Annotated in this window: 10 protein-coding genes; 2 read left to right on the forward strand and 8 right to left on the reverse strand. The window is 66.6% G+C overall.

What is annotated here, in order from left to right; translation table 11 throughout:
• Positions 1-73: 73 nt before the first annotated feature.
• Positions 74-2,200 carry a serine/threonine-protein kinase gene (locus NGR01S_RS32525; protein ID WP_063036777.1) on the forward strand — a complete coding sequence of 709 codons (2,127 nt, stop codon included), beginning with the start codon at positions 74-76 and terminating at the stop codon, positions 2,198-2,200.
• A gap of 266 nt (positions 2,201-2,466) precedes the next feature.
• On the forward strand, positions 2,467-3,627 hold the full coding sequence (locus NGR01S_RS13965; RefSeq protein ID WP_063036779.1) for an FAD-dependent monooxygenase: 1,161 nt from the start codon (positions 2,467-2,469) through the stop codon (positions 3,625-3,627).
• Positions 3,628-3,675: 48 nt separating this feature from the next.
• Here the strand turns inward: NGR01S_RS13965 and NGR01S_RS13970 are convergent, their stop codons facing one another.
• The 8 genes from NGR01S_RS13970 to NGR01S_RS14010 form a co-directional block, all read right to left on the reverse strand.
• On the reverse strand, positions 3,676-5,181 hold the full coding sequence (locus tag NGR01S_RS13970; RefSeq protein ID WP_063036926.1) for a polyamine aminopropyltransferase: 1,506 nt from the start codon (positions 5,179-5,181) through the stop codon (positions 3,676-3,678).
• A gap of 121 nt (positions 5,182-5,302) precedes the next feature.
• Positions 5,303-5,728, reverse strand: coding sequence for a DUF350 domain-containing protein (locus NGR01S_RS13975; protein ID WP_063036781.1), 426 nt, complete (start codon positions 5,726-5,728; stop codon positions 5,303-5,305).
• A gap of 40 nt (positions 5,729-5,768) precedes the next feature.
• Entirely contained in the window at positions 5,769-6,191 is a 423-nt protein-coding gene (locus NGR01S_RS31535; protein WP_169811910.1) for a DUF4247 domain-containing protein, read from the reverse strand.
• Positions 6,192-6,244: 53 nt separating this feature from the next.
• Positions 6,245-6,829: a DUF4178 domain-containing protein gene (locus NGR01S_RS13985; RefSeq protein WP_245664594.1), complete on the reverse strand. Its 585-nt coding sequence runs from the start codon at positions 6,827-6,829 to the stop codon at positions 6,245-6,247.
• Positions 6,830-6,953: 124 nt separating this feature from the next.
• Positions 6,954-9,260, reverse strand: coding sequence for a hypothetical protein (locus NGR01S_RS13990; protein WP_157107259.1), 2,307 nt, complete (start codon positions 9,258-9,260; stop codon positions 6,954-6,956).
• A 116-nt stretch (positions 9,261-9,376) separates the two neighbouring features.
• Positions 9,377-9,694, reverse strand: coding sequence for a hypothetical protein (locus tag NGR01S_RS13995; RefSeq protein ID WP_063036789.1), 318 nt, complete (start codon positions 9,692-9,694; stop codon positions 9,377-9,379).
• Between the two features lie 508 nt (positions 9,695-10,202).
• Positions 10,203-10,541 (reverse strand): hypothetical protein, encoded by a 339-nt coding sequence (locus tag NGR01S_RS14005; RefSeq protein ID WP_063036793.1) that lies wholly within the window; start codon positions 10,539-10,541, stop codon positions 10,203-10,205.
• 298 nt (positions 10,542-10,839) lie between these two features.
• Complete coding sequence (locus tag NGR01S_RS14010) at positions 10,840-11,868, reverse strand: hypothetical protein (RefSeq protein ID WP_063036795.1); 1,029 nt, start codon at positions 11,866-11,868, stop codon at positions 10,840-10,842.
• Positions 11,869-12,057 lie beyond the last annotated feature (189 nt).

Below are 12,057 nucleotides of genomic sequence, written 5' to 3' on the forward strand. Positions count from 1 at the left end.
CCTCGGGTGATTCCAGCCTCATCCCCGGTGCCGGGGTGCTGTGATCGGTCACCGGATGTGGTATCCGTAGCTCGTGGAAGGTGTGGAAGGTACAGAGTTCGGTCGTTACCGACTGCTCGATCCACTGGGGGCGGGCGCCATGGGGGAAGTGCACCGCGCCTACGACACCGGGACCGAGCGCATGGTGGCGGTGAAGGTGCTGTCTCGGGAATTCGCGCAGGACACCGTCTATCGCCGGCGGTTCCAGCGTGAAGCCCAGCTGGTGGCCCGGCTGGACGAACCGCATATCGTGCCCATCCACGATTTCGGCGAGATCGACGGCCGCCTGTTCCTGGAGATGCGCCTGGTGGAGGCCCCCAACCTGGCCTCGCTGCTCGCGGACCGGGGAGCGCTGCCCGCCGCCGAAGCCGTCGCCGTGGTCACCCAGATCGCCGCGGCCCTCGATGCCGCGCACGCGAGCGGGGTGGTGCATCGGGACGTGAAACCATCGAACATCCTGATCACCGCGTCGGGTTTCGCCTACCTCATCGATTTCGGGATTGCCCGCAGCAGTCAGGACACCACGCTCACCCGCGCCGGCACGATGATCGGCACGCTCGCCTATATGGCACCGGAACGGCTCACCCTGGACCAGGTCGACTCGCGTTCGGATGTGTACTCCCTGGCCTGCGTCCTCTACGAATGCCTGGCCGGTTCGAAGCCGTATGTCGGCGAGAGCGTGGAACGGCAGATCGCCGCGCACCTCACCGACCGGCCGCCGCTGCCCTCGGCCGCCGGTCTGCCACCCGCTTTCGACGCGGTCGTCGCGCGTGGGCTGGCGAAGGATCCGGACCAACGCTATGGGTCGGCCGGGGAATTGGCGTCGGCGGCGCGCCAGGCGCTGGACCCGGCAGGTTCCCTTGGAACGGGTACATCGGCGGCCGTTACCGCGCCGGTGGACGACCCGTCGGACGACTATCCGGAGGACGGCGCGGCACCGGGCACCGATTGGCGGGTGGACAACTCGCCGGTCGGCACCCCACCGACGCCCTTCGGACCGCCGGACAGCGGTCCCGATGTCACCGCACCGGCCGCCACGCCACTCGCCCTCTTCCCCTCGGCCGCCACCCCGCCCGCCGGCCTCGCACCGGGCAACGATCCACTCGCGGGTCCATCGCCGGAGGACCACCGACCAGCCGGCGGCCTCTGGCCGGACAACAACGCACCCGGCACCGGTTTCTCGCCCGACAACAACCGACCCGCCGGCTTCCCACCGGGCGGCCACCCACGCGCCCCCGGCTTCTCACCGGCCACATACCCTGCCGCCCCGCCCGCCGACCGTCCGACCACCCTCGGTACGCCGGATGACATACCGCCCGGCACACGGTCCCGTATCCGGGCCAAGACCACGGCCGCGGCCGCCGCGCTCGTGACCGCGGTGGTGAGCGTGTCCGCCCTCGCCTTGACCCGAGAGGACACCACCACGGTCACCGACGCACCGGTACCCACGGCACCGTCGAAGGTGTCGGCCACCGCGGTGCCGGGCGATCGGGCAGCCGAGGTCGCGCCCGCCCCCGCACCGGAGCTCACCGGACAGGAGCCGACCCTTTCGGAAACCCGGTCGATGCCGGTGGTTCCGTCCGCACCCCCGGCCGTTCCGGAAACCACCATCGTGGAACACGTACCCACCACGCCTCAGGGTGATCCGGTGGAGGAGCAACCGACCACGCCGCCGAAGCCGCCACTGCCGACCACCAGTGTCGCCGCACCGCCGACCACCACCACTGTCGAACCGACCGCCTCGCCGACTTCTCCCACCACGACCACCGATCCCGGGACGAGTACCACCACCCCCTCCCCCGGCGAGACCACGACGACCCCACCGGAGACCACCGGTACCGGCGAGGAGACGAGCGCCGCCGCGAACAGCGCGACCACCGAACAGCCACGGACCCGGGGCAGCGCGATCTCCTCTTCCGGCCACGTTCCCGCCACCGTTCCGGCCTCGTCGCCCGCCGCCCTGCCGCCCACGGCGGCCTCCGGCCCGGCCGCCACCGCCACGCTCGTTTCCCCGTCCCCGGATTCCCCCGAGGACCCGGTCTCTTCGTCCGCCCCGGTCCCGACCTCCTCCATCCCGGCTTCCACCCGCCTTCCGGCCCCGCCACCGGCTCCGGCTCCCTCCTCCGGACCCTCTTCCACTCCCGCGCCCGACACCGCCTGATCCGGTACAGGCCGGCGCTGCGGTCGTCGCCACGACCGGCAGCGACGCCCTGGCAGGCGACCGCCCCGCGACGGCGGACGCGCGGCGACCGACGGAATGGCAACGCGGCAGCCGTCGAAGTGACACCGCCGCCACCACGAACCATGCCGGGTCGCCACACGTTCGCCGATTTCAGGGGATACCGCTGGTCATCGGCCGATCGGTGATACGCGCCGGCCCGCGGCAATAATCGTGTCGAGCAGCATAGTTCGAAAGCGGAGGTGGCGATGAGCGCGGAACCGGTGGGTGCCGAACGCCGGGCAGTGGTCGTGGGCGCCGGGGTCGCGGGACTCACGGCCGCGATCGCGTTGCGACAGCGCGGCTGGCGGGTCGAGGTCCTGGAACGGGCCGCCGGAGTGGTACCGGCCGGTTCGGGACTGAGCCTGTGGCCCAACGGTCTGCGCGGTCTCGATGTGATCGGTGTCGGTGCCGCGATCCGCGCACAGTCGCTGGCGGCGACCGAGGGCGGGATGCGCGATACCGCCGGCCGCTGGCTGTCCCGTACCGATATCGCCACCCTCCGCGACCGTTACGGGGACCTGGTGGTGATCCACCGCAACCAGCTGTCGGACATTCTGCGCACCGCACTGGGCACCGGATCGCTGCGGTTCGGGTGCGCGGTGGAGGCGGTCGAGTTCAGCGGGCATGGGGTGAGGTTGCGGCACAGCGCCGGGACCGCCGAGGCCGACCTGGTGGTCGGCGCCGACGGGATCAACAGCGCGCTCCGCGCCACCCTGTGGCCGCGCGCCCGGCGCCCGGTGTACGCCGGGTACACCGCCTGGCGGACCATCGTCACCCCGGCCGAACCGGTATTCGCCGGCGGCGAGACCCTGGGCCGCGGGCAGCGTTTCGGTATCGCGCCGCTGCGCGACGGATGCGTCTACCTGTTCGGCACCGCGAATCTGCCGGCCGGGCAGCGTGATCCCGGCCGGGAACTGGACGCACTGCGCCGCCGGTTCGGCAGCTGGCACGACCCGATTCCGGCGCTGCTGGCGGCGGCCGACCCGGCCGCGATACTGCGGCACGATATCTACGAACTGCCGCCGCTGGACACCTACGTGCGGGGACCGGTGGCATTACTGGGCGACGCGGCCCACGCCATGACCCCGAATCTGGGCCAGGGCGCGAACCTCGCCGTCGAGGATGCCGTCACCCTGGCGGCCCTACTCGACCGAGCACCCGATATCCCCGGCGCTCTCACCGAATACGACCGAATCCGCCGTGCCCGGGTACAGCCACTGGCCCGGCTGTCGCACCGGATGGGCGCCGCACTGCAACTCGCGCTGCCGGCGGCGACTCCGCTGCGCAACACCGTGCTGCGCCTGGCCCCGGACGCCGCGGCCCTGCGTGCGTTGGGTCCGGTGCTGTCCTGGACACCGCTTGCCTGAGCCGCCCCGGCCACGCTGCGGCGGATCGGGACAGCGGAGGTCCGGCCGCTAAACCCACTCTTTGCGGGCCAGCTCGAGAATTGTCGGATGCATGAGCGTCGACGGCTGTTCGCCGGTGTCCCGGCGATCCGGCGCGAAGATCGTCGCGGCCCGCAGGCTCTCCTCGTCCATCGACCGCAGCGAGGCCGGCGGGTCCAGCGCGAGCCGCGGCTCGCGGGCCCGGGTGGCCTGGATGAAACCCCAGTCACCGAAACTGGGGACGTCCACGTGGTAGGGCAAGATATTCAAACCAGACGTACGGACGGTGGCCGCGATACACCAGTACGAGTGCGGAGCGAAGAACGGCGAACCCGCCTGCACCACCATGGTGCCGCCGGGGGCCAGCACCCGGGCCGTCATCGCGTAGAACTCGGTGGAATAGAGCTTGGCGATGGAAGTCTGGTCGGGGTCGGGCAGATCGACGATCACCGCGTCGTAGTCGGCACCGGCGGTCCGCAACCAGGAGAAGGCGTCCGCCGTGACCACCCGCACCCGCGGATCGGCGAAGGAGTTCCGGTTGAGTTCGGTGAGGCGGGGGTCGGTGCGGGCGAGCTCGATCACGGCCGGATCCAGTTCGACCAGCGTCACCGACTCCACATCGGGATACGCCAGGATCTCACGCAGGGCCAGCCCGTCACCGCCTCCGATGACCAGCACTTCGCGGCGCGGCCCGGCCAGCGTCGGATGCACCATCGCCTCGTGGTACCGGTACTCGTCCACCGACGAGAACTGCAGATCACCATTGAGGAACAACCGGGTGTCCCGGGTTCCGAACGGCGAGACCGATTCGGTGAGCACGATCTTCTGGTATTCGGTCTGCCGCTGCCAGACGATCGGATACGCGAACAGGGCCTGCTGGGCGGTGGCCTCGAATCGGTCGGCGTAGACATAACTGCCGACCAGGACCGCCGCCACCAGCAGGGTCACCGCACCGAGAACCACCCGCACCAGCCGGGACAGATCGGCGCGGAACCAGATGAGCACCAGGACCAGCCCGGCCACCGCGTTCACCACTCCGACGATCAGACTGCCGCGGATCTGCCCGAACACCGGCAGCAGCAGGAACGGGAACGCCAGACCGCCGAGCAGCGCACCCACATAGTCGGCGGCGAACAGATCGGCGACCGCACTGCCCGCCTCCTGTTTGCGGATCCGCTGCAACATCTCCATCAGCAGCGGGATCTCGGCGCCCACCAAGGCCCCGATCACACAGGACGCGGCCACCAGTGCCGCCGTGTACAGGTCGAGCCAGGCGTAGGCGGCGTACAGGCCCAGCACCGAGAGACCGCCCACCAACGCCAGCGCCAACTCCACCACCACGAAAGCAGCGGCGGCCCGCTGTCGCAACGGTTTCGCGGCCAGGGCACCGACCCCCATCGCGCAGACCATCACGCTGAGCGTGATCGACGCCTGGGTGGCGGTATCGCCGATCAGATAGCTGCCCAGCGTCACCAGAGACAGTTCGTACACCAGCCCGCACGCGGCACAGACGAACACCGTGGTGAGCAGGGCCAGTCGCGCGAACCGTCCGGAGACGGGCGGCGCCTCGGCCGGTTCGGCGGCGGACGCGTACGCGTCCCCGACCGGCGGGACTTCCGGCGCGACGGTGCCGGCCGGGAAATCGTGCGGTGCCAACTCAGGTCAGCGCGGACGCGACCACCGCGGACACCGCGATATGCACCGCCGCACTCACCCACACCCCCGGGTGCAGTTCGGGCTCGTTCACCACACCCCGGAACTCGCCGGGAGTGGCGAACTCCAGCACCAGGAACGCCAGCGCCATCGCCACCAGCCCGATGACCCCGTACACCGCGCTGGTGACCAGCGCCTGCCCGACCGCACCGTCGGAGGTCCAGATGGCGGTGGCGACGATGATGCCCACACCCAGCATATTCGCGGCGACCAGCAGGGCGGCATTGCGGTTGCGCTCCACCCAGATCTGATGACGCAGGTCGCCGGGAGTGAGCACATCCACCAGGACGAACCCCAGCACCATCAGCACGATCCCGAGGCCGGAATAGGCGGCCGCGGCGCCGGCGTTCGCGGGCAGGTCTTCGAGCATTGTTTCCTCCTGGGAATGGGTCCGGACGCGCGGACGGCGGCTACTTTCCGTCGCCGGGACCGCCGCCACGGAAGCCGGTGTTGTCGCTGGGCCAGCCGAAGACACCGACCGCACCGTGATGCCGCCGGTGCCCCGTCCGGTAGTCGTCCAGCAGGACCTTGGCCCCGGTACCGTTCGGGGAGATCGCGATGATGTCGTCCCGGTACTGCAGGTAGGTGGTGGCGCCGGCGGTGCGCCGGTCCAGCTGGCGTACCCCCTTGGTGATGTCGTCGGCCGTCGCCGTCGGTGACCTGTCGGACATATACGCCACCCCGTTGTTCGCTTCGTCGAGCTGCGGCGCGCGCGTGTAGTGCGACCCGATATAGGACCGGACACCGGCGTCGTCGTCATCGGACCCGCATCCGGACAGCACCACCGTGAGAATCACGACGCACACAGCGAACAGCCAGGACCTACGACTCACACCAAAACCTTCCCCCGTCCGGCGCACAGTCCCTCCGGTGCCGCAGCTATCGCTCAGTTCGACGACTGCGGGTAGATCATAATCGCACTCCGGTACAGCACCTGCCCGATCGCGGCTTCCTTTTTGCCCGATTCGCCGAAATCCTCGAAGGAGAGCCGGGTACCGTCCGCGGCGGCGTAGTCGTGATAGGCGACAGAGCCCGAGGGGGTGAGGCCCGTGGTCGCCTCGCTGACGTACCGGGCCTGCCCCGACTCGTCGAGCCGGAAGGTCTTCCCGTCGTATTCGATCTCGTTCCCCCCGGCCGCCGGAACCCCCGGCGTCTCCGTCCAGAGCACCAGTTCCAGATCCGGATCCTCTTCGACCGACAGCCATTTGCGCGTGCCCTTGGCGGTATCCAGCAGATGTTCACTCCACTGGTATCCGCCTTCTTTCAGGCGCAGCGAACCACGGACGGTATAGGTCTCGCCGAAGATATCGACGATATCCCCGGCCTTCAGCGCCCGCGGATCACCGCGCAGCGCATCGGAGTCCTTGTCGGCGAACGGGTCGACCGGACCGGTCGGCGCCGCCGGCTCGTCCTTCTTCCGGACGAGCAGATACAGCGCGACACCCGCACCGACAAGCACGATGATCAGCACGACGAGCAACAGCGCGTTGATGACAGTCTCCCTCCGGCGAACTCAGCGGAGACTAGCATTCACCGCCGGAGGTTTCCGGCCCCTGGGAGCGGGATCGGAAACCTCCGGGCGGTTCGGCATTGACTCAGGTCGCCTGGGGTTCCTTGGGCGCCTGCACCGCGGGAGGCGCCGGCGGCTGTGACTGGGTGACCTTCGGTTCCGGCAGTCCCGGTGACTCCGGGGCCGCCGGGGTCGCACTGGCGGCGTCCAGCCCACTCGGGTGCAGGAAGTTCTGGAATTTGCCGTACTGGGCGTTGTCCAGGTTGGTCTGGTCCAGCGCGACCACCTGCCCGTTCTCGATGTAGAACAGCCCGGCCCCATTGTTGATCAGGACCGCGCTGTGCCTCTCCCAAGCGATCACATCACCGGTGCGCGGTGCGCCGTCCACGATCTCCCATGGTCTTTCCGGGGTCTGCGCCGCCGGCGTCCCCTCATAGGCCGTACTCGCATTGATCGCCGGATTCCCCTTCTGGTGCGTTAATGCGTCCGAAACGGCCTGGGACACCTCCAGCGGTTTTCCGCCCGGTCCGGTCAGCGGTTTGCCATCCGGACCGGTGAGTTTGGGATCCACCATTGCGCCCGGGGTACTTATCACGGGCGGCGTACCGGCGTCGGGCGCGGTCACCGCCGGCTGAACGCCGGCGCCCTGATCGGTGGGAGCCGCGGCGGTGGTCACACCGGGAGACTGCTGACCCGGTCCGGGAGCCTGCCGGTCGCGATCGCGCCGATCGTCGTCCCTGTCGTCTTTGTCTTCTCTGCCCTGCTGGTCACCGCCCCCGAACGGACCACCATTGCCACCCAGGCCGCCCATCGCCGACATGAGCCCCATCATCGGGATCATGGATTCCAGGCCGGTGCCGCCGGTGTTCGCCGCCGGCTGCACAGCGGGCTGAGCGTTGGTGTTGCCCGTCTGCCCGCTTTCGCCGTCACCCCGGAGGTATTCCTTGATGGCGTCGACCTGCGACTGTTTTTCGTCTTTCCCGGTTTCCGCGGTGTCCGTCGCGTCCGACTCATCCTCGGTCTTCTGAGTGGAGTCGCCCAGAATATTGGAGAACTCCTTGTCCAGGTCCTTCAGCGCATCATCGGAGTTGACGGGTTTCTGAGAACTCTCGTTGTTGTTCCCATTATTGCCGTTGTCGCCGTTGTTGCCATAGTTCGCGTCGTTCCCGGAATTTCCATTGTTATTGCTGCCGTTGTTCCCGCCATTACCGTTGTTGCCGTTATTACCGCCGTCGCCTTTGTCGTCGTCGCCTTTGTCGTCGTCGCCTTTGTCGTCGTCGCCTTTGTCGTCGTCGCCTTTGTCGTCGTCGTCCTTCGGCTTTTCCGATGCCGGATCATTGCCGGCATGCCATTCGCCGTCGTCGACGAGGTGTTCGTACCGGTCCTTGTCACTCTTGGCGAGTTGTTCCATCCTGTCGCAATACTCATCGACGAGAGTGACGCAGCCGTCCACACCGTCGCGGATGATCTTGTACAGGGGCGCCTCTTCGACCAGATGCTGGATCCCCACTTCCGATAAATCCAGGTCCTCATTGGCATCCTGGACCGGCTTTTCCAGCTCCTCGTTGACCCCGATCAGGCTCCGCGCGATCCCCTCGTTGACCGCTGAGATCTTGTCGACCATGCTCTTGAAGGTCGTATGGTTGTAGTCATCGATCAGCAGGACATCGTCAGCGAAGCTCTTGTCGACCTCCATCCAGGCTTCCTTCATGGTCGCCAGCTCTGTAATCAGCGTGCCCTCGGCCTCATACGATTGCCCCGCCGCCTCGTGGAGTCTTGTTACGAAAGGCTCGTTCAGCCCGTCGTCCAGCAGCGCTTTGTCACCCTTCGGATCCATGAGGAACTTCGGTTTGTTTATGTCACCGGTGCCGATCTGGTGAGTGAGGTAGTTCAGCTCCAAATTCGCCCGCTCGATTGTCAACACAAGCTGTCGAGACGGTTTCACCCCGTCAGTTCCGATGGGTTTTTCGATCCTCAGCCACGAATCATCGTATGTGCCATCCTCTTTTTTCAGAGAGATGTAGGTACCGTCGTCTTTTATGAGATCGTCGGAATCTTTCGGCACATAGTCCGGCCCAAAAGTATCTGCGAGGCCGAGAATATCATCATTTTTCCGGCGATCGTCCATATCGGCATGAGTCGTACTGTCCATCCACAGAAATCCGTGATGATCTGTGGTCTGCCCGTATGCTTTGCCGCTTTCGGTGATCTCGTAGGGGACGTCGCCTGAATCCCACTGATCGATCCTCCTGGGGTCCCCACCCCAGGGGTCCACCTCGTACAGGGTGACAGCGCCGCCGGGTCCGTCCTGCGCATAGTAGAAGCCCGTGTCCGGTGGATGATCGGTTTTTGTGAGGGAACCGTCGTCCTTGTTCACAAAGTAATCGGTCATATGCACTCCCTCGAGATCCAGGACTCCGCTGCACACATCTCAGTCAGCCGACAAGCCCGGGGTCTTCACCTCTCAACATCGGCCGACCGCCCACCCGAAACGAGATGTGCCGCGCGTCAGATCTGCTCCGATTCCCCGTTCACACCGGCCCCGCCCTGCCTGTCGATGTGCTCGAACTCCGTTGCGGCGCTTTGCCCGACATTGCCCCCGCCCTGCTGTTTGTCGGCTGCGGCAGTCCACCCCTTGGTCCGGGCTTCCCGCTTCCGGCGGGCAGCGACCGCATACGCGTGAACGCCGTAACCCGCCCCTTCGTAGAGCTGGGCCTCCCACTCCGGGTCGTCCTTGGACTTATCGCGGATTGGGGCGACACCGTCGAGGGCTCGACTCGCGCGACCACGGACATCGTCCGGTTGTTGATTGAAGATGCTGTCCATGTCGCCGGTGTCCCTTCCCGATGAGGCTTCCAGACCGATTCTCGTACATCCCCACACTTGGGGAGCGCCGGTCGAAGCCCCCTCCCCCGCCGGAACGTCCGAATGACGCGTGCGCATGTCCTCGGCTCAGAATCCGTTCCTGAACTCCGCTTTCTCCGCACGCTGATAATCGGCTTCGCTGGGAAGCCCGAGAGAATCCGCAATGTGTGGTAGAACCCCACGCTCGATCAGTATTGCCCGCCGGCCGACCTCGGATTTCATACGAGCGAGCCGAGCAACTCGCACGACCTCCGCCGCCAGCCATGCGTCCGTGTTGTCCACAACCTCGTCCCCGAGATGCAGACCAACTATGACCCCGGCCGTGTTGCAGGCTACGCCAACCGAATAGTCCGCATTGAAGACCTCATAGATCCGCCGACCCGGGTTGCGGGGCGGTGACGCTTCACCATCTTCCGCGGCGCTCATAACCGACACGACGCTGATGCCACTCGGGACTGCGCCCGTCCGGTCAACGACGCCGCGGCACCCATGGCACCTTCGGCAGATCGGGCCAAGCCGCCTCCTGGATCGTCTGCTTGTGCTGGTGGGCAGCATCCACAGTGCTCTCGTTGATGGCGGCCATGATGTCGGCCGCCAGTTCGCGACTGTCGGTGAAGTGCGCGATCGTACCGGGCGCGATATACATGTCGGTCAACCGGAACATTCCATCCACTTCCGGGATGACTCGACCACTCGGGGACGGCCGCCGAGCGCGGATGCGGTCGACGCGCTCCAGCATGTCATCGGCCGCATGGACGAATTCGCGCCCCAAGGCGAGGGCCTCGATGGTCTTCGGATGCCTCATCATGAGCCCCCTGGCCGGGTATGCGCCTGTCGAGAGCACCGCACGCGACCGGACCGCAACACGATCTCTTCCTCGGAATCCAGGCCATCTGCAGAGAGTCGCCGAGCCGGCCGCACGAACTGCCGCAACACTCCTCCTCCCGTCGACAGCGCTGATCCAGCGTTCCATACCATCCGAGGAATTCTCAAGCCTGGGAAGGCGGCGCCCACTCCGATATGGCAACTAGCGTACAAAGTCCCGACCACAGCCGGAGCAACACCGTCGAAGCCCTACTCGAGCCCTCGCGCGAAACAGGACCGTGTCATCCGGCGCTCCATATCGGCACACCATAGACATTCAGTTTGTCGATACCGTGGTCTGCCGAGAAACCCACCCCTAATGCGGAGTAATGCCAGGCAGCTCCGACTGCTCGCGCGGCCGCTGCCATGGCGTCCACCGCATGGGTGGAGCCGTGGTGCCGCGTCGCCAGCTCACGAGTGACCTCGGTCAGGTCGATATCGCCCAATGCGAGCGGGTTGAGTGTCAGGGTAGAGGCACCGGGCCCACGGGCCCGGCAAATGAAGTAATGGTACCGATGGAGCGCAGTGGGATCGGCACCACACGCGACGAGCTCGGACAATATCTCCCACGCCGGATCACCGAAGTACCTGACCAGTTTCATGGGTGTGGCAATGTGGGGCCGGACACTCATATAGACCTTGTATACGACCTCACCGAGTGCGTTGGCCTCCAAGGTAGCGAGAAGGGGCCTGAGGAGTGGTCGCCCTTCCTCGGGAACCGTAGCCAGCCCCGCGAAACCTGGCAGTTGACGACACAGTCCCTCGAGAGCAGCCGGCGACCTCAGCGGACCGCAATATACTTTGATGCCGGAAACCGGGAGGGCAGCCATATCGCGATAGACGACCCCAATGAAGGTCGAGCCGCTGTACCAGGTCGGGACCAGGGCCGGTTCGGGATGAACGTACTCGATGAGGGACCGGAACAACCCCGTGGTCTCGTCGCCCCCGGACGCCAGCCGCCGCACGAGTTCTCCGACCGCGATCCGCTGGGCGGTGAGCCTGGATTCAAAGGTCGTCTCCTGCGTCGCGGGCTCCGTGACGTACCGAACCGCGCGGGTGGTGCGTCCTCTGCCACCGGTTACGCTTGCCTCGAACGGAAGGCCCGAAAGAGTGAGCGTACTCGCCTGACGTCCATCACCGCGCTTCGTGTTCAGTTGCCCCCCGGAAGCATGTTCCAGCACCTCCCGAACCGACCCCGGATCATGCGGCAACTCCATTCGTTCCAGGAGATCGATCAGATAGGTCCCGACCGCGTGGACAGTGTCGATCATCGACTGTCTTCGGTGAGGGGCGCCCTTGCAGCACAGCCTCGGGTATGCCTTTCCAGCCGATCCGCGCAGGCCTCACCGGCATTGCTGTTGTCGGGCATAGTCCTCCCATGTTCTCTCCGCCGCCTGCCTCGAAATGATTGTCACGACTACCCAGCGATGAGAACCGGCTTCGGTACCGACGTGCGATGC

Origin of the sequence: Nocardia grenadensis NBRC 108939, assembly GCF_001613445.1 — a bacterium.
In the GTDB taxonomy this organism is placed as follows: domain Bacteria; phylum Actinomycetota; class Actinomycetes; order Mycobacteriales; family Mycobacteriaceae; genus Nocardia; species Nocardia grenadensis.

Excerpts from the sequence above, each read along its gene's own strand:
- NGR01S_RS13965 (WP_063036779.1), top strand. The coding sequence starts at position 2,467 with ATGAGCGCGGAACCGGTGGGTGCCGAACGCCGGGCAGTGGTCGTGGGC.
- NGR01S_RS13975 (WP_063036781.1), bottom strand. The coding sequence starts at position 5,728 with ATGCTCGAAGACCTGCCCGCGAACGCCGGCGCCGCGGCCGCCTATTCC.
- NGR01S_RS13990 (WP_157107259.1), bottom strand. The coding sequence starts at position 9,260 with ATGACCGATTACTTTGTGAACAAGGACGACGGTTCCCTCACAAAAACC.
- NGR01S_RS13995 (WP_063036789.1), bottom strand. The coding sequence starts at position 9,694 with ATGGACAGCATCTTCAATCAACAACCGGACGATGTCCGTGGTCGCGCG.
- NGR01S_RS14005 (WP_063036793.1), bottom strand. The coding sequence starts at position 10,541 with ATGATGAGGCATCCGAAGACCATCGAGGCCCTCGCCTTGGGGCGCGAA.
- NGR01S_RS14010 (WP_063036795.1), bottom strand. The coding sequence starts at position 11,868 with ATGATCGACACTGTCCACGCGGTCGGGACCTATCTGATCGATCTCCTG.